The sequence below is a fragment of the Hymenobacter aerilatus genome (assembly GCF_022921095.1).
Lineage (GTDB): Bacteria > Bacteroidota > Bacteroidia > Cytophagales > Hymenobacteraceae > Hymenobacter > Hymenobacter aerilatus.
Genome location: NZ_CP095053.1, coordinates 1,669,399 through 1,686,577, shown reverse-complemented (window position 1 = coordinate 1,686,577; position 17,179 = coordinate 1,669,399). Strand labels below are relative to the sequence as shown.

At 59.7% G+C, this 17,179-nt stretch carries 14 protein-coding genes and 1 riboswitch; of the genes, 10 read left to right on the top strand and 4 right to left on the bottom strand.

Translation table 11 applies throughout. From position 1 onward, the window contains the following. The first annotated feature begins 277 nt into the window (after positions 1–277). From MUN82_RS07090 to MUN82_RS07080, 3 genes are all read left to right on the top strand, one after another. Positions 278–1,588: an OmpA family protein gene (locus MUN82_RS07090; protein ID WP_245096167.1), complete on the top strand. Its 1,311-nt coding sequence runs from the start codon at positions 278–280 to the stop codon at positions 1,586–1,588. A gap of 151 nt (positions 1,589–1,739) precedes the next feature. Next, positions 1,740–2,828 (top strand): NADH:flavin oxidoreductase/NADH oxidase, encoded by a 1,089-nt coding sequence (locus MUN82_RS07085; protein ID WP_262922847.1) that lies wholly within the window; start codon positions 1,740–1,742, stop codon positions 2,826–2,828. A 177-nt stretch (positions 2,829–3,005) separates the two neighbouring features. After that, positions 3,006–3,473: a hypothetical protein gene (locus tag MUN82_RS07080; RefSeq protein ID WP_245096165.1), complete on the top strand. Its 468-nt coding sequence runs from the start codon at positions 3,006–3,008 to the stop codon at positions 3,471–3,473. A gap of 8 nt (positions 3,474–3,481) precedes the next feature. Here the strand turns inward: MUN82_RS07080 and MUN82_RS07075 are convergent, their stop codons facing one another. Further along, positions 3,482–4,762 (bottom strand): MFS transporter, encoded by a 1,281-nt coding sequence (locus MUN82_RS07075; protein ID WP_445991681.1) that lies wholly within the window; start codon positions 4,760–4,762, stop codon positions 3,482–3,484. A gap of 106 nt (positions 4,763–4,868) precedes the next feature. Then, a riboswitch (cobalamin riboswitch) is annotated at positions 4,869–5,069 on the top strand. Positions 5,070–5,248: 179 nt separating this feature from the next. Between MUN82_RS07075 and MUN82_RS07070 the strand changes: the two genes are divergently transcribed. The 3 genes from MUN82_RS07070 to MUN82_RS07060 all read left to right on the top strand — a co-directional run bounded on the left by MUN82_RS07070 (position 5,249) and on the right by MUN82_RS07060 (position 7,903). Beyond that, positions 5,249–5,656 carry an acyl-CoA thioesterase gene (locus MUN82_RS07070; RefSeq protein ID WP_245097531.1) on the top strand — a complete coding sequence of 136 codons (408 nt, stop codon included), beginning with the start codon at positions 5,249–5,251 and terminating at the stop codon, positions 5,654–5,656. Between the two features lie 214 nt (positions 5,657–5,870). Then, positions 5,871–7,454 (top strand): NAD(P)/FAD-dependent oxidoreductase, encoded by a 1,584-nt coding sequence (locus tag MUN82_RS07065; protein ID WP_245096160.1) that lies wholly within the window; start codon positions 5,871–5,873, stop codon positions 7,452–7,454. An 89-nt stretch (positions 7,455–7,543) separates the two neighbouring features. Continuing rightward, positions 7,544–7,903 (top strand): CoA-binding protein, encoded by a 360-nt coding sequence (locus MUN82_RS07060; RefSeq protein WP_245096158.1) that lies wholly within the window; start codon positions 7,544–7,546, stop codon positions 7,901–7,903. 94 nt (positions 7,904–7,997) lie between these two features. Here MUN82_RS07060 and MUN82_RS07055 read toward each other — a convergent pair whose 3' ends face one another. Beyond that, positions 7,998–8,792, bottom strand: a complete 795-nt coding sequence (locus MUN82_RS07055; protein ID WP_245096156.1) for an SDR family oxidoreductase — start codon at positions 8,790–8,792, stop codon at positions 7,998–8,000. 190 nt (positions 8,793–8,982) lie between these two features. Between MUN82_RS07055 and MUN82_RS07050 the strand changes: the two genes are divergently transcribed. The 3 genes from MUN82_RS07050 to MUN82_RS07040 are packed head-to-tail and all read left to right on the top strand — an operon-like array spanning position 8,983 to position 11,545. Further along, on the top strand, positions 8,983–9,561 hold the full coding sequence (locus MUN82_RS07050; protein WP_245096154.1) for an RNA polymerase sigma factor: 579 nt from the start codon (positions 8,983–8,985) through the stop codon (positions 9,559–9,561). Further along, entirely contained in the window at positions 9,542–10,324 is a 783-nt protein-coding gene (locus MUN82_RS07045) for a hypothetical protein (protein ID WP_245096153.1), read from the top strand. The genes MUN82_RS07050 and MUN82_RS07045 overlap by 20 nt, the downstream gene beginning before the upstream one ends. 12 nt (positions 10,325–10,336) lie before the next feature. Next, entirely contained in the window at positions 10,337–11,545 is a 1,209-nt protein-coding gene (locus MUN82_RS07040) for an outer membrane beta-barrel protein (protein WP_245096151.1), read from the top strand. 84 nt (positions 11,546–11,629) lie between these two features. Here the strand turns inward: MUN82_RS07040 and MUN82_RS07035 are convergent, their stop codons facing one another. Then, a complete protein-coding gene (locus MUN82_RS07035) occupies positions 11,630–12,370 on the bottom strand; it encodes an RNA methyltransferase (RefSeq protein ID WP_245096149.1) in 741 nt (246 codons plus the stop codon). Between MUN82_RS07035 and tamL the strand changes: the two genes are divergently transcribed. Further along, the gene (tamL, locus tag MUN82_RS07030) at positions 12,361–14,844 is read left to right on the top strand and encodes a translocation and assembly module lipoprotein TamL (RefSeq protein WP_245096147.1); all 2,484 of its coding nucleotides are present in this window, start codon (positions 12,361–12,363) and stop codon (positions 14,842–14,844) included. The genes MUN82_RS07035 and tamL overlap by 10 nt on opposite strands. Before the next feature lie 163 nt (positions 14,845–15,007). On the opposite strand, the gene MUN82_RS07025 is transcribed toward tamL, so the two are convergent. Continuing rightward, positions 15,008–17,113, bottom strand: a complete 2,106-nt coding sequence (locus tag MUN82_RS07025; RefSeq protein ID WP_245096146.1) for an alpha-ketoacid dehydrogenase subunit alpha/beta — start codon at positions 17,111–17,113, stop codon at positions 15,008–15,010. Positions 17,114–17,179: the final 66 nt, after the last annotated feature.

Sequence of the window (17,179 nt, the reverse complement as noted above, 5' to 3'; positions counted from 1 at the left end):
AGAATGTATTGATAGACCAACAGCGCCACAATTTTCCTAGATGATAATTCAACCTATGGCTTCTGCGTGAAAAGCACTTTTCCGGGAGCAGAGGCCAGCTTTTTACTCCTGCGTGCTGACGACGTTGGACATTTACTCAGAAAAGTGCAAAAAGCGGCAATTTAATACAACTTATATAACTGAACATTAGCACTTTATCTATATACAATTGCGTTTGAAGACGATAAATTTCTTTACCTTCGGAGCATCTATTCCCACCTTTCACGATGGTTTTTCTATGGGCAAGAATTTACTCCAAACGGTGAAAAGCTCCTTCACGGCGCAGCAAGTTACCCAGCTTAGCGCGGCCGTACAGGAGAACGAAGGGGGTGTCGAGCAGGTCGTCAACCAATCGGCCATCTTGGTGGTACAGCACCTGATGGCGCGCACTCAGCGGCCGGGAGGCACTGAGGTGCTGGCTACACTGGCTCAGGAAGCGTACCGGGCCGGCGTGCTCCACCACCTCGCCGACCTGCACACCACCGACTGGCAGCGCCGCGGCCTCGACCTGATGCAGGGCCTCCTGGGCGACGCCTACGCACTTACCCTCAACCGATTGGCCGTATCGGCCTATGTGGAGCCCACCGCGGCCCGCACGCTGCTGGGCACTGTGGCCGCCGCTACCCTGGCGGCGCTGGGGCGCTACGCTGCCGAGCAAGAGCTGAGCGTACAGCAGCTTAGTGCCTACCTGCAAAGTCAGCCGGAGGAGATGGGGACAACTGGAGCGGCTGTGTGGCCTTCTGCCAGCACCAGCCTGCCCGAGCCGGCACCCCGGGCGGCCCCCGAGTTAGTACGGGCCGGTGTGGGCAGTTGGGGCGGTACCCCGGAGCCAGCAAGCGACGCACGCACCTCCTCTTCGTTGCGCTGGCAATGGGGCCTGCTGCTGCTGCTCGCCGTGAGCCTGGGCTATTACTTCGGACACGAGCGGCTATCGGCCGTGCCGGGTACTGCGGCTTATGCGGGCACTGCGCCTACTACCACTCCGGCGGCGCTGCCCACTACGGCTTCGACCGATCCGGCTGCTTCGGCCGCTACCGGCCACTACGACAGCGAGAGCGACAGCTACATCTACGACACGGGCCAGCCGGTTATCCTGCAACTAGCCAATGGCACCACCCAGAAGGTAGGCGCCCGCTCCACCGAAAACCGCCTCTACACGTTCCTCTCCGAGCCTACCATTCAGGTGGATCCGGTGAACCGCACGAAGGGCTGGATCAACTTCGACCGCGTGTATTTTGAGCCTGCTAAAGCGGTACTCACGGCCGAGTCGCACCAACAACTGGTGAACGTGGCCGGCATTCTGAAGTCGTTTCCAAACGCTGTGGTGAAGATTGGCGGCTACACCGACAGCCTCGGCAACGACCTGCAAAACCTGCACCTAAGCGAGGAACGTGCCCGCACTGCCATGTTTGCCCTGGCTGATATGGGTATTCCTGTAGCCCAACTGCAAGCCAAGGGGTACGGCTCCAAGCACTCGCTCACTAGCAACGAAACTGTGGAGGGCCGCGCCCTCAATCGCCGCATCAGCATTCGGGTAGTGAAGAAATAACCACTGCTTTCTTTGCTTACAACACGACGCCTCTTCTGCCCCGCGGAAGAGGCGTCGTAACTTATTAGGGAGCGTGTTGTTTTTCCTATCCCGGCTGTTTCAGCTAAGCTGCGGCCGGGGAGGAAGTTTTCATTTACGCTTTTCCTACCCTATGTCTACTCTTCTTTTTTCCCCGCTGCGTCTGCGCGGGCTTGAACTTAAAAACCGCATTGTGGTGTCGCCGATGTGCCAGTACTCCTCGGAGGACGGCTTCGCCAACGACTGGCACCTAGTGCACCTAGGCAGCCGCGCCGTGGGCGGGGCTGGCCTCATCCTCTCAGAAGCTGCCGCCGTGGCGCCCGAGGGCCGCATCACGCCCCAGGACCTAGGCATCTGGAAAGACGAGCACGTACCCGGCCTGAAGCGCATCACTGATTTTGTACGCCAGCAGGGCACCGCCATTGGTGTGCAGCTGGCCCACGCCGGCCGCAAAGCCAGCACCACTCCGCCCTGGGAAGGTGGCAAAGCCATTGCGGCCACGCAGCCCGACGGCTGGGAAGTGGTAGCGCCCAGCGCCCTACCCTTCGCCCCCGACAAAGCCACGCCCCACGCGCTGAGCGAAGCCGAAATTCAGCAGGTTGTGGCTGATTTTAGGGTGGCGGCCCGCCGCAGCCTGGCTGCTGGCTTTCAACTGATTGAGGTGCACGCCGCCCACGGGTATTTGCTGCACGAGTTTCTGTCGCCGCTCAGCAACGAGCGCACCGACCAGTACGGAGGTTCCTTCGAGAACCGCAGCCGCCTGCTGCTGGATGTGGTGGCTGCTATTCGCGCCGAGGTGCCCCACGACTACCCCGTTATCGTACGCATTTCGGCCACCGACTGGACCGAGGGCGGCTGGACCAAAGACGACTCGGTGCAGCTGGCGCGTGTGCTCCAGGCCAACGGCGTCGACCTGCTGGATGCCTCCACCGGCGGCAACGTGCCCGATGCGAAAATCCCCACTGGTCCCGGCTACCAAGTGGAGTTTGCAGCAACTGTGAAACAGCAAACCGGCCTGCCAACGGGGGCCGTGGGTATCATCACCACCGCCCAACAGGCCGAAGAAATTCTGCAACAAGGCCAAGCTGACCTGGTACTGCTGGCCCGCGAGTTTCTGCGCGACCCATACTTCCCCCTGCACGCCGCCCCAGAACTGGACGCAGACCTGCCCTGGCCTGTGCAGTACGAGCGCGCCAAGCGGCCGAAGCGAACAAGCAAGTAGGACTTACCTATTGAAACGCGAGCTTTTATTACAACCCTGGCTACTACGGTGGCCAGGGTTTTGTTTGCTAAAGCCAGAAGAACTGCTGATTTTTCCCAAAATAAAAAAGCTAGTACCAGATTGATTCATCCTAGTATAGCTAGTATTTTTATAGCTGTATTTTTATAAATCTTATCTGTGATTCTGCGCACTATTCTTGATTTTGTTTTGCAATATGACGAGGTAGCAAGCGTATTGCGAGTAGAGTGGGTCAGTGGCCGCAACGTACAACAGCTCCGCCGCAGCGCCGGGCAGTTGCTTTTACTGCTCCAGCAACTGGCTGTGCGGCGCTTGGTAATTGACATGAACAGCGTACCCGACCTGTCGGTAGATGATGAAATATGGCTGGGTACGCACTGGATGCCCGGTTTGGTAGCCCTACCCCTAGAGCGCCTGGTGCTGGTGTTGGATAGTGGGCAAACCCACAACCAGTTGGCCATAAACGCGCTGCACGACCTAGCACAGCCGGCCATCCGCTTCGATGCGCAATATTTTTCCGATACAGATTCGGCGATGCACTGGATCAGCGACGACTCGCCCCACCTACTGCCCCTACTAGCAGAGTGGAACGCCCGCCACGACACGCCGCCAGCGCCGGTCGGTTAGTGTGTGTGCTACTCCTGGTTGATGCGCGAGGTGTGCCGGGTATCGGCCATGCGCAGGTAGGTGATGAGGGAAATGATGGCGCAGGCCGTCACGTACCAATAGAACCACGCCTCCACGTTGTATTCCTTGGCCAGCAGCGCCACATACTCGGCCGTTCCCCCGAACAGAGCCACAGTGAGGGCGTAAGGCAGCCCTACCCCCAAAGCCCGAATTTCGGTTGGGAACAGCTCGGCTTTCACGACGGCGTTGATGGCCGTGTAGCCGCTCATATTGAGCATGGCGATGACCAGCAGCACAAACGCTTCCCAACTGCTGCTAGCGCGGCCCAAGGCTGTCATGAGGGGCACAGTACCCAGGGTGGCGCCTACCCCAAACGCCAGCAGCACCGGTCGCCGCCCTACCCTATCCGACAGTGCCCCCACTACGGGTTGTAGCACCATGGCCACCGCCAGCGCCCCAAACGACACCAGCGTGGCCTGGTCTTTTGTGAAGCCTGCGGTATTTACCAGAAACTTCTGGGTATAGGTGGTGAAGGTGTAGAATACAATGGTGCCGCCCAGCGTGAGGCCTACCACCGTGAGCACCTCGCGAGGGTAGCGCAGCAGCACGCGCAGCTTGCTTTCTTCTTTCTCCGGCGCCGATCCAGCGGGTTGATCTTTCTTTACGAACGCGTCTGTTTCTTCCATGTGCCGCCGCAGAAATAGCGCCACCACGGCCGCTGCTGCACCTATCACAAACGGGATGCGCCAACCCCAGGCGTGCAACTGCTCCGAAGTCAGCAGCGCTTGTAAAGCCAGTTGTACCAATAGCGCCACCAGCTGCCCTGCTATCAGGGTCACGTATTGAAAGCTGGAAAAGAAGCCCCGATTCTTTCGGTCGGCTATTTCGCTGAGGTAGGTGGCCGAGGTGCCGTACTCGCCGCCCACGCTCAGCCCCTGTAGCAGCCGCGCTACCACCAGCAGTACGGGCGCGAACACGCCAATGGTAGCATAACCGGGCGTGAGGGCAATGAGCAGGGAGCCGGTGCACATCAGCACCACCGACAGCAGCAGAGCCGCTTTCCGGCCCTGGCGGTCGGCGTAGAGGCCCAGCAGCCACCCGCCTAGCGGCCGCATCAGAAAGCCTACCGCAAAAATGGCCGCCGAGTTGAGCAGCTGCGCCGTTTGGTTGCCTTTGGGGAAGAAAGCCGGCGCGAAGTACAGCGCAAACGCCGAGTAGATGTACCAGTCGTACCATTCTACCAGATTGCCAATGGAGCCGCTGAAGATGGATTTCACCCGCGAGGCCATCGTGCGGGTAGGAGCTGTTGTCATGCCGCAAGGTACGCGGCGTAAAGCGGCTTTCGGTATTCCCGCGCCAGCATCTACCTTTGCCGGCAGTTGTTCTTTGCCTGTTTTCCAACAGACGACGGAAGGTGGCCGCCCCGCGGGTGCGGCCCGAAAAAGGGAATCGGGTGCAACTCCCGAACAGACGCGCTACTGTGAGTGCCACCACGGTGTCCCCGCTTGCTACCCATTGCCTGCCTACACGGCCGGGTGAGAAGGGTCGGGCGACACGGCACGAAGTCAGGAAACCTGCCTACCGCCGACTGACAAGTAGGTAGCCCCCGCGCCTGGGGCCATTGTCGGGTATGGAGGAAGCACACGAGCCGTCCGGAGCGCCCCGCGCCACCGGCCAGGAGTCGTACGCTTTTTCCTACCCTGCATCGGCTCGGTTGTGGGTTGGCTTCCTTCGAAAAGCCGTCGAAGAGCGTTTCACCCTTTCACTGACTTGTGATGACCCTCGAAGAGAAAATTACCCGTGCCGAGACGCGCATTTTCAAAGCCGTATTCCCCAACACCACCAACCACTACGACACGCTCTTTGGCGGTACTACCCTGCACATGATGGACGAGGTAGCCTTTATCACGGCTACCCGCTTTTCGCGCCTGAAAATGGTGACGGTATCTTCTGAGCGGGTCGATTTCACTCACCCCATTCCCGGCGGCACGCTGGTGGAGCTGATTGGCCGCGTAGAGCACGTAGGCAACACCAGCCTGAAAGTGCGCGTGGACCTGTTTGTGGAGCAGATGTACTCCGAGGAGCGCGAAAAAGCCGTTTCAGGCGTCTTCACGTTCGTAGCCATCGACGAAAATAAGCGCCCCATCCGCATCCTGGATCAGCCGGTGGAGGCAGTAGGATAACAGGACTTTTACTGATAGAACGTCATTCCGAGCTTGTCGAGGAATCTCGCGTGCTCCCGCTAATTCCTGACGATTGAAATTACCGTGGCACACGAGATTCCTCAACAAGCTCGGAATGACATTCTAATGGTTATTTTCTGCCAGAAAAAGCTGCTCCTCTGTATCTTTGTGGTCCTTTTCCTACTCCGGTTTAAAGGGTAACTACCTTTCACCCATGTTGTTTACCACTGCTTCCCCCCAGGAAGTCGAGTTGCTGCTCTCGCCTGAGCATGCCTACGACGAATTTACGCGCTACGAAGCCCTCTTGGCAGCCGCCGGCCTACGCCCCGGCCAGGCCGATTTTGTGCACCTGCGCAAACGCAGCATTGATGCCCGCGGCCGGCAGCCATTGGTGCGCCTGCGCGCCGACATCTACCGCACGGCGCCCCCGGCCGAGCTGTTTGGCCCGTGGTTTCAGTTTCCCAACGTGAGCCGTGCCCGCCGTACGGTCTTGATTGTGGGAGCGGGTCCGGCCGGGCTGTTTGCGGCGTTGCGGGCCATTGAACTCGGTATCAAGCCTATTGTGGTGGAGCGGGGCAAGGACGTGCGCACCCGCCGCCGCGACTTAGCGGCCCTCAACAAACAGCAGCTCGTCAACCCCGACAGCAACTATTGCTTCGGCGAGGGCGGCGCGGGCACCTACTCCGATGGTAAGCTCTACACCCGCTCTACCAAGCGCGGCGACGTACAACGCATCCTGCGCCTACTGGTGCAGCACGGCGCTACCCCCGATATTCTGATAGATGCTCACCCACACATCGGCACCAACAAGCTGCCGGCCGTGGTGGCCGCCCTGCGAGACTCGGTGCGCGCAGCCGGTGGTGAGGTACGGTTTGACACACGGGTAGACGATTTGGTGCTAACTGAGAACCACCTCCGTGGCGTGGTCACGGCCCAGGGCGAGGAACTGCTGGCCGATGCCGTCATCTTAGCCACCGGCCACTCCGCCCGCGACATCTACGAGCTGCTGCACCGCCGCGGCGTGCTCATCGAGGCTAAGCCCTTTGCGCTGGGTGTGCGCGTGGAGCACCAGCAGCAGCTCATCGACCGGGCCCAGTACCGCCTCCCCGACCGCGGCCTGCTGCCGGCCGCTTCCTATGCGCTGGTGCACCAAACCCAGGGCCAGGGCGGGCAGCGGGGCGTGTTTTCGTTTTGCATGTGCCCTGGCGGCTTTATTGTGCCGGCAGCCACCGCGCCCGGCGAGGTGGTGGTCAATGGCATGTCGCCCAGCCGCCGCGACTCGGAGTTTGCCAATTCTGGCATTGTAACGGCCGTGGAGTTGGAAGATATGGACGTGCGCCAGCACGGCGCCTTGGCCGGTCTGCACCTACAACAGCAGATTGAACAGCGCGCTTGCCAGCTAGCTGGCAACACGCAGGTAGCCCCGGCTCAGCGGCTAGGCGACTTCCTGAAAGGCAAGGTTTCGGCTGACTTGCTGGAAACGTCCTACCAGCCCGGCCTGGTGTCGGTGCCGATGGACAAGGTGCTGGGCAAAAACCTGGCAAACCGGCTGCGGCAAGGCTTCGAAAACTTCGGGCGCAAGATTCCGGGCTATGCCACCAACGCCGCACAGATTGTGGGGGTAGAGAGTCGCACGTCGTCGCCGGTGCGCATCCCCCGTGACCGGGACACTTTGCAGCACCCGGTGGTGCGCGGCTTATTTCCGTGCGGTGAGGGGGCGGGCTACGCCGGCGGTATCGTGTCGGCGGCTATGGATGGCGAGCGGTGCGCGGAAGCGGTTAAGGCAGCTGTTAGCTGATGGCTATTAGCCTCTTTTCTTTCGTACACAGAAGTTTCTGTCCATTTACACATTAAAGCTATCAGCCAACAGTTGATAGCCAATAGCTTATGAAAAAGACTGTTGTTATTGGGGCCAGTGATAACCCCGCCCGCTACTCATTCCGGGCTGTGAACATGCTCAAAAACTACGGCCATGAGGTGGTGCCCGTCGGCATCCGCAAGGGCCAAGTGGCTGGCCTCGACATCCACACCGACCGCCCCACCGAGGAAGATGTGGATACCGTGACGTTGTACGTTGGCCCTCAGAACCAGCCCAGCTGGTATGAGTACATCCTGGACCTCAAGCCCAAACGCATCATCTTCAATCCCGGCACCGAGAACGAGGAGCTGGAGCGCATGGCCCAGGCCAAGGGCATCCGTACCGAAGAGGCTTGTACGCTAGTGATGCTATCGGTAGGCAACTACTAAAACAACTGCTTCGCTGTATAAAACAGCCCGACCGCAAAAGTCCCCACGATTATATGTGGAGACTTTTGCGGTCGGGCTGTTTTTCTATCAAGTCTTACTCGGCGTTGCCGTACATATTCGACTCCCCGCCATCAACGGCAATAGTTTGCCCACTTACGTAGGAGGCATCGTCACTTAGCAGAAAAGCTACCAATTTCGCTACCTCTTCTGGCAGGCCCAGACGCCGGGTAGGATTATGGCTAGCGTATTGTTGTTCAGCTTGCTTGGGGTCGGCAGGATTCACTTGTTTGAACGCCTCGGCTACCATAGGTGTCAGAATAGCACCGGGCGCAATGGCATTGGTGGTGATGCCGTAGCGGCCGTATTCTAGGGCCGCGTTTTTGGTCATGCCCGACACGGCGTGCTTGCTGGCTACGTAGGGCATCTGGTTTAGCACACCCCGGATACCGCCTACGGAAGCCACGTTCACAATGCGGCCACTACCCTGCTGCTGCATTACGGGCAGTACGTAGCGCAATCCGTAGTACACGCCCATCAGGTTGATGTCGATTACTTTTTTGAACACGACTATATCGTACTCGGCGATGCTGGCCTGTTTGCCTTCAATGCCGGCATTGTTGTAGAAACCATCGATACGGCCAAACTTAGCAACGGCTTCGGCTACGTAGTTTTTGACGGCCGCCTCGTCCGACACGTCGGCCACGACGGTCAGCACCTCTACCGCTGGAAACTGCCCAGTAATTGCATGTTGCGCCTCTTGCAGGCTTTGCTCGTTGTAGTCAACTAGCACCAAGTTAGCACTTTGGCTCGCTAGCTCCTTGGCGGCGGCCAAGCCCAGGCCCATGGCTGCACCTGTAATCAGCATTACTTTCCCTTGCATTGTACTCATATCAGTGAAAATTGATGTAGATACATACAACAAGGCTTCCGGTTGAATTGTTGTGCTTGCCCTCCTGCCCTCTGCCCTGCGCCACATTGCGTACAATTATTTTTATCAATTCAGGCAACCGTTCCTCACTTCCTACCATCTACCTTCCCAAACACGCTTGCTATTGCTTTAGACCTCTACCCCAACACCCGTGACCGACGCCGACCTCATTGCCGCTTGCCGCCAGGGCAACAGCCGCGCCCAAAAGCTGCTCTACGAGCGGTTTGCGGGGCTGATGCTCTCCGTGTGCCTGCGCTACCTACGCCATCGCGAGGATGCTGAGGAGGTGATGATTGGCGGCTTTGTGAAGGTGTTTAGAGCCTTGGACCAGTACCGAAACGAGGGCTCGTTTGAGGGCTGGATCCGGCGGATTATGGTGAATGAGGCCCTGGGGCAGCTGCGCCGCAAGGAGCCCCTGCACTTGGCCATAGACGACGTGCCCAGCACAGCCGCCGTGACGCCTGCCACCGCCGACACCCAGCTACAGGCCGACGACATGCTGGCCCTGCTGGCCGAGCTGCCTGCTGGCTACCGTACGGTGTTCAACCTGTACGCGCTGGAGGGCTACTCCCACCCCGAAATTGCCGAGCTGCTGGGCATTTCGGAAGGCACCAGCAAGTCGCAGCTTAGCAAGGCGCGGGCCATGTTGCAGCGCCGCCTGACCGTGGCCAACGCCACGGCCATTTCTACCACCCCACCAAAAGAATACTATGCAACCGGAAGATATTGATCAGCTGTTTCGGGACCGGCTCCAGGGTCACGCCCCTACCCCGCCCGACCACCTATGGGCTCAACTAGAGGAAGAGATACAACCCGCTAAAAAGCGCCCCGCTATGTGGTTATACTCCGCCGCCGCGGTAGTAGCGCTACTGCTGGCAGTTGGCCTGGGCTGGCTGCTGCAAGCCCCTGGCACCGTAGATACGGCAGGCCAGCTGGCCACCACCAGCCCCGCAGCTTCCGCCCCGAAAAAAGAATTGCCTACCCAGGCAACCGCTCCCCAAGACCTCGCATCTATCCCTTCAGAAGCCCCGGTTGCTACCGCCCCCGATGCTTCGACAGCGCAAACGGCGCTGCCCGCCAGTTCTCAGCCAGCAGCTACCCACATGGTTGCGGCCACTACTACTTCTGCTCGCCCGGCGCCGGCTGCCGTGGCTACGCTTGCTACCCCCAAGGCGCGTCCGGAGCGCCTGGGCGCGGTAGCTGCTTCGGAAGTAGCAACCGTAGCCGTGCCAGCCACGCTGACTACCACGCAAGTGCCTACCCGCCCCATTGAGGTGGAGGTGGTGCGCGAAGCGGCAGCACCAGTGCTGGTCGCATCGTCGGCCCCCGCGGCGACGCCCCAGCAGCGTAGCCGCCTGGGTGCGGTGCTGCGCCAGGCGCGCAATGCCGTAGTTGGCGACCCGGTAGACCTCCAACAGGTAGGCCTACCCGAAACCCTGACGGTGCAGGCTCGTGTGGCCGGCCATCAGCTCAACAAAACGATTCAACTCTAACACTTCCACGCCATGAAACGCGTATCTTCCCTGCTAGCCGCCGCTGCGCTGCTGGCCCTGGCCGCGCCTTGCTCGGCCCGTGCTACCGACCTCCTCTCCGTTCGCTCGCTTCGTCCTACCCCTGTTCACAACGACGATACCATCATCGTGCGCCTACCCAACCAGGCTGTGATGACACTGTACGTGAAGAACAAAGCACAGCTGCGGCAGTTGCAGAACTATAAGCTCGACTCGCTGATGACCGTGCTGAACGGCTACATCACGCAGGCTGAGGCCGCCGGGAAAAACTCGCAGTCGGGTGAGGTGACGACGGAGTTCTACCCCGCCAAAGACCACCCCGGCGCCGGCGTGCCCGAGCAAATCCGCATTACGGTGCGCAACGAGGATGCGCAGGGCAAGCCCCAGAAACCCACTGCCGAGCGCGTAGACGTGACCCTGGGCCGTGCCGGTAGCGTGGTGGTAGTGGAGAGGAAAGACGAGCAGGGCAACGGCCACGTTTCCGTCCGCATCGACAATACCAGCAAAGATGCGAACCGCGACTCGCTGCGCATAGCCAAGCGCCAGCGCGAAGCCAACCGCAGCAGCAAAAGCGCCTTTGGGATGGATCTGGGCCTGAATGCGCTTGTGAACAAAAGCGCGCCTACCAGCGGGCAGCCTATTGATCTGCGCCCCTTTGGCTCGCGCTACGTGAGCTTATACTGGCGCTACGCCCAGCGTCTGGGCAGCAAAGGCTCGCCCATGTACCTGCTGCTGGGCCCCGAGTTTTCCTTCAACAACTACATGCTCGACAACAACACCCAGTTTGTGTCGAACCCCGGTCTCGGCAGCGGCCAGCCCAACTACACCACGGTAGAGCGCACCGGCTTTCCCGTGGAAAAGAGCAAGCTGATGATGTCTAGCCTCAACCTGCCCGTGATGCTCCAGCTGAACCTGCGCGACAAGGAATACCGCAAAACGTTCCGGCTGGCGGCCGGGGGCTTTGTGGGCTACCGCCTGGGCACGCACACCAAGCTGAAGTACGACCAGGACGGCGACACCCGCAAAGACAAAGACCGCGGCAGCTATAATTTAGAGGATTTCCAGTATGGCCTGCAGGGTGGTATCGGCTTCCGTAAGGTAGACTTGTTTGCCAAGTACCACCTCAACCAGTTGTTCAAAGACAACCGTGGGCCCCAGGCCCAGAGCCTGAGCTTCGGCATCACGTTTTTCGGGCTTGATTAACGAATAGAGTACATAAAAAGCCAGTCATGCTGCGCGCAGCATGACTGGCTTTTGTTTTTTTCTAACAGGTGTTCTATCAACTCCCTACCCCGCCCGGAAAAAATTATCCAGCAGAATAGCCGCCGAAATAGCTACGTTCAGGCTCTCGGCTTGGCCGCGGCCGGGGATGTGCAGGCGCTGGGTGAGGCACTGCTCTACGGCCGGTGTGAGGCCGTGGCTTTCGCTCCCCATCACCAGCACGCCCTGGGGTTGCAGTTGGAGGCGGTGTACGTTGTCGCCATGCAAGTCGGCACCGTAGATGGGCATTGTGGGGGGCAGGGAGGCCAGCCACGGCGGCAAATTACGCTGCCAAACAGGCACGCGGGTGAACGAGCCCATGGTGGCGGCCACCGTTTTGGGGCTCCACGGGTCGGCGCAGGTGTCGGAGCATACCACGCCGGGCAGGCCGTACCAGTCGGCCAGGCGAATGAGCGTGCCTAGGTTGCCGGGGTCGCGCACCTCGTCCAGTGCTAATAATAGGCCGGGCGCCGTAGGCAGGGGTAGCTCCTCGGGTAGGCGGGCCACGGCCAGCGCCGTTTGGTTGGTAGCCAATGTACCCAGGCGGGTCAGTTCCTCCGCCGAAACCACCTCTACAGGTACCTGGGCGGGGAGTGGCGAAATTTTTGCCGCAAACTCCGCCGTCACGAACAACCGTTCGGTCAGAAGTGTAGAACTTAGCAGCTCCAGAACGCTTTTGCCTCCTTCCACCAGAAAAGCGCCGTGCCGTAACCGGTATTTTTTTTGGTGCAGGGCGTGCACATATTTTGCTACTGCTTTTGAAACCATTGTTCTTCGTTAATACACTGGGAGCCAGCTTGCACTGGCGCCGACTGTTGCCAGTGTGCTGGCTGCTGCTGGCGCTGGCCGGCTGCGCACCCACTAAGCTGGTACCGCCCGGCCGAAACTTGCTGAATACTATTGAATTGGAGGGGGTAGACAAGGCCGATGCCGAGCGCATGCAAACGCTCTACCAGCAAAAGCCTAACTCTCGGTTTCCCATCCCAAAGCTACTCATCTATCAGCTGGGGACGAATTTTTATGACTCGGCGAAAGTCCGGCGCAAGCTCAACGCCGATTTGGAGCGCTACAACCGCCTTATTGCCCAGGCCCGCCCCGACTCGGTGGAAGTAGCCAAGCTCACGCAGAAGCGGGAACGACTCAACCGGCGCTACCAGCAGAAGCTCGACAAGGGCAACGCCATCATGCGCATCGGCGAACCGCCGGTGCTCTACGACACGGCCCTCACGCGCCAGACGGTCACGCAGCTCGGTATCTTCTTAAAATCCAAGGGCTTCTTCCGCAGCAGTGTGTATGCCACCGATACTGTGGAGGACCGTCGCGCCACCGTGACCTACCACGTGCACGAGGGCCCACCTTTCCATTATACCCAGCTTGACTACACCATCCCCGACACGAGCGTGGCACGGCGGGTGCTAGCCACCAGGCCCGGGTCGCTGCTGCACGTGGGCGACCAGTACGACGAAGAGATGATTGGGCAGGAGCGCACCCGCATCGAAACGCTGCTGAAAAACGCGGGATACTATGACTTCCGTGAGCAGTATATCACGCTGGAGGCTGATACTAGCTTTGTGCCAACCACTGTGCGCCTGCGCACCTTCGTTGCCGATCCGGCACCGGGCCAGTCACACCGCCTGTATACCATTGAGCGCGTAAGCTTTATTGCCGACGCCGGCTTGGTGCGCTTTGGAGTAGCGCGCGACACGGTGGTGCGCGACTCGGTGAAGTTCCTGGCCTACGAGCACAAAATCCGCCCGCGCATTCTGGACGATAAGCTGGAAGTGCGCCCCGGCGACCATTACAGCCTGGCCAATACCCTGCTCACGCAACGGCAGTTGGGTTCGCTGGATATGTTCCGGTTCAATACGGTGAACTACCGCCGCCTACCCCGCCAGTCGAACACCCTGGCCGACTCAGTACAGGGCCAGCTGGTGGCTATTGTGAATGCCTCGCCGGCCAAGAAATTTCAGGAAACCACCGAGTTTGGGGGCACTTACGTGAGCGGACTGGTAGGCCCCTTTGCCAACGTGCGCCTGCGCGTGCGCAATCCGTTTGGGGGGGCCGAAGTGCTGGAGTTTGGCGTGCGTACTGGCTTTGAAGGGCAGTATAATATTGCCAGTACTAATGGTGAGACTAGCGGCAACCCTGATGCAGTGCTCACTACCCAGATTGGCGGCAACGTGAATTTGGTCATTCCACAATTCATCATTCCTTTCCGGCCCCAGCGCTACTTGGTTCGCTACAACCCGCGTACCCGCATCAACGCCTCCTACACGTTTGTGAGTCGGCCGCAGTACACGCGTACTAATGCCGAGGCTACCTACGACTATATCTGGCAGCGTTCCGAGTTTCATCAGTACGTGTTCACACCCGCTGACTTAAGTATTGTGAGCACCCCGAAAATTGATGATATCTTCCTAGACACGTTACGCTCGTTATCTAGGCGTGGATTTCCACTGATTCAGAGCTTTACCCGGCAGCTGGTACCCAGCATCAACTTCACTTCCCTTTACAACTCCAACGATTTTAACCAGACCCGCGACGCCCGCTATCTGCGCATGTATGCCGAAGTAGGCGGCCTTACGCGCAAGATTTACCAAGCGATTTTCCCGGATCTGAACGTATTTAACTTTGCCCGCTTTAATGCCGATTACCGCCGCTATATCAAGCTAAATCAGAAATCATATTTCGTTTATCGCTTCAACGTAGGCGTGGCGCGTGCCCTCACTCCTACCACCTATTACCCCGCCGGCTCCGACGTGCAGCAGACAGGTCTGATCATCCCCTATGACAAGTTTGTGTTTGCTGGCGGTAGTTCCAGCGTACGGGCATGGGCACCACGCCGCCTGGGCCTGGGCTCGGCGCAGACGCTCGACGCCAATAGGCGCCAGAACCTAGCCCAAGAGCAGCCGGGTGAATTGCTGCTGGAAGGCAACGTAGAATATCGATTCCCGCTGTACAGCTTCATTAACGGAGCTGTGTTTACGGACTACGGCAACGCATGGCTACTGCACAAAGACAGTCGCGAAAATGCCGATTTTCAGTTCAACCGCTTTTACAAGGAGTTTGCCGTAGGCTCGGGCTTCGGCCTGCGCTTCGATTTTACTTTCCTCATCCTACGCCTCGATGTAGCCACCAAAGTCTACGATCCTACTCACCCCGGCAACCGCTGGGTGATTCGCAACTTCGGTTTCGGCGCCCGCCAAACGGCATTTAACCTAGGTATAGGGTATCCGTTCTAACGAGAAGTGGAGTGAATAAAGCTGTGTGTCATCCTGAGCAGCGCGAAGGACCTTCTCACGCGTGAGCAATTATCGTAACAACGACTTGTTCTGCAGGCACAAGGTCCTTCGCGCTGCTCAGGATGACAGAACGTCAAAACTCACCATCTCACTATTTCACCAGTTACCACCCCAATAGCTCGCCCAACGTTTTGGCTACCTTCTCGGCATTGGGGAGCATTTGCTTTTCCAGGGCCACGTTCAGCGGAACGGCAGGGAGATTGGCGGCGCCCAGGGTGAATACGGGCGCGTCGAGGTGCTGGAAGCAGGTGCGCTGGATGCGCCCGGCGAGGCTCTCGGCGAAGGAGTTGAGCAGAGGTTCTTCGGTGAGCACCAGTACTTTACTATGCTGGCGCACGGCGCGTTCCACCGCCGCGTAGTCGAGGGGGTTGAGGGTGCGCAGGTCCAGGATTTCGACGCGACCGGGGAATTGCTGGCTGGCGGTTTTGGCCCAGTACACGCCCATACCGTAGGTAACGACCACGCAGGTAGCACCTCGGCGCGTCTGCTCGGGGTCAGCGGGTTGAGCAATGGCGGCTTGGCCCAGGGGTAGCACGTAGCCGGTGGCCGGCTCGGGCGTGCGGGCGTCCTCGGTGCCGGGCACCTTGCTCCAGTACAGGCCTTTATGCTCCAGCAGCACCACCGGATTGGGGTCGAGGAAGGCGGCGCGTAGCAGGCCCTTCATATCGGCCGCGTTACTGGGGTAGACCACCTTGATACCCCGGATGTTCAGCAAGGTGCTTTCCACCGAGCCCGAGTGGTAGGGGCCGCCGCCCCCATACGCGCCCACCGGCACCCGAATCAGGCTCTGCACTGGAAACTGACCGTTGGATAGGTAGCACGACTTCGATAGTTCCTCCACCAACTGATTCAGGCCCGGCCAGATATAGTCAGCAAACTGAATTTCGACAATGGCCTTGGCGCCCACGGCTGCCATACCGGCCGTGCTGCCCACAATATAGGCTTCTTGAATGGGGGTATTAAACACACGTTGGGCACCATATTTCTGCGCCAGCAGTGCCGCTTCGCGAAACACGCCACCCAGGGCGCCACCTACGTCCTGCCCGTAGAACAACGCCTCTGGAAACTCGCGCAAAATATCATCCACAGCATGCAGAGCGGCGTCTACCATCGTCACTTTCTCGGCGCCGGCGGGGCTTCGCTCGCCGGCTTCCTCCGTAATGGTCGGCGGGGCGAATTCGTGGTCGGCGAAGGTAGCTGGGTCGGGGTCGGCGGCTTGCAGGGCCCGCTGATAGTCATTCTCGACTGTCGTGCGGGCCTGGGCGGCCAAGTGGTCCAACTCGGCTTCGGTAGCCAGGCCCATATCCAGCAGCTGGCGGTGCAGGCGTGGCAGCGGGTCGTTGGTGGCGTGCTGAGTGATGTTGTCGCCGCGGTATTTCTCGCGCCGCACGCCGCTGGTGTGGTGGGCCAACAAAGGGCAGGTAGCGTGCACCAGCACCGGACCGCGGGTGTCGCGGGCGTGGGCAAAGGCTGCAGCCAGCCCGGCGTAGGATACAGCAAAATCGGCGCCGTCAATTTTCAAGCGGTGCAGCCCTTTGAAGCCGGCCGCAAACTCGTAGGCGTTCATGGCGCGCATCTCCTGGCCAGTAGCCGAAATACCCCAGTCGTTATCCTGCACCAAGAAAATAACGGGTAGTTGGTGCAACACAGCCATTTGCAGAGCTTCACTCACCTCGCCCTCCGTCATGGCCCCGTCGCCGATGGAGCACAGCACTACAGGGCGCTGGTCGGCAGTCTTTAGCAGGCCCTGACTTTCCAGATACTTGATGCCGTGGGCCATGCCCGTGGCCGGAATGGCCTGCATACCGGTGGCCGAGCTTTGGTGCGGAATTATGGGGAAGCCCTCCCGGCGCAGGGAAGGGTGCCCGTAGTACGTGCGCCCGCCTGAAAACGGGTCGTCGCGCTTGGCTAGCAGTTGCAGCATCAGCTCGTAGGGCTGCAAGCCCAGGCCCAGCAGCAAAGCATCGTCGCGGTAGTAAGGGGCGGCGTAGTCGGTAGGGCGCAGGTGGAAAGCGGCGGCCAGCTGCACAGCTTCGTGGCCGCGGGCGGTGGCGTGCACATAGCGGGCCGTCACGGCCTTGTTTTCTTCGTAGAGACGCGCCAGCTCGGCGGCCGTGTGCATCAGACGGTAGGCGCGCATCTGGGTATCCGGGTGGGGAACGGTGAACGGGGAAGCAGGGTCGGAGAAGGGGGTGGGTGGGGTGGTCATGCGGGTGGGGTAGGAAAAAGCGAAAGTACGGCTTTGGGCGAAGAATGCCTGCGGAGCAGGTTTTGT

What these genes read in the sequence shown, in the direction of transcription:
- MUN82_RS07090 (WP_245096167.1), top strand. Translation starts at nt 278, where the DNA reads ATGGGCAAGAATTTACTCCAAACGGTGAAAAGCTCCTTCACGGCGCAG.
- MUN82_RS07085 (WP_262922847.1), top strand. Translation starts at nt 1,740, where the DNA reads ATGTCTACTCTTCTTTTTTCCCCGCTGCGTCTGCGCGGGCTTGAACTT.
- MUN82_RS07075 (WP_445991681.1), bottom strand. Translation starts at nt 4,762, where the DNA reads ATGGCCTCGCGGGTGAAATCCATCTTCAGCGGCTCCATTGGCAATCTG.
- MUN82_RS07070 (WP_245097531.1), top strand. Translation starts at nt 5,249, where the DNA reads ATGACCCTCGAAGAGAAAATTACCCGTGCCGAGACGCGCATTTTCAAA.
- MUN82_RS07065 (WP_245096160.1), top strand. Translation starts at nt 5,871, where the DNA reads ATGTTGTTTACCACTGCTTCCCCCCAGGAAGTCGAGTTGCTGCTCTCG.
- MUN82_RS07060 (WP_245096158.1), top strand. Translation starts at nt 7,544, where the DNA reads ATGAAAAAGACTGTTGTTATTGGGGCCAGTGATAACCCCGCCCGCTAC.
- MUN82_RS07055 (WP_245096156.1), bottom strand. Translation starts at nt 8,792, where the DNA reads ATGAGTACAATGCAAGGGAAAGTAATGCTGATTACAGGTGCAGCCATG.
- MUN82_RS07045 (WP_245096153.1), top strand. Translation starts at nt 9,542, where the DNA reads ATGCAACCGGAAGATATTGATCAGCTGTTTCGGGACCGGCTCCAGGGT.
- MUN82_RS07040 (WP_245096151.1), top strand. Translation starts at nt 10,337, where the DNA reads ATGAAACGCGTATCTTCCCTGCTAGCCGCCGCTGCGCTGCTGGCCCTG.
- MUN82_RS07035 (WP_245096149.1), bottom strand. Translation starts at nt 12,370, where the DNA reads ATGGTTTCAAAAGCAGTAGCAAAATATGTGCACGCCCTGCACCAAAAA.
- MUN82_RS07025 (WP_245096146.1), bottom strand. Translation starts at nt 17,113, where the DNA reads ATGACCACCCCACCCACCCCCTTCTCCGACCCTGCTTCCCCGTTCACC.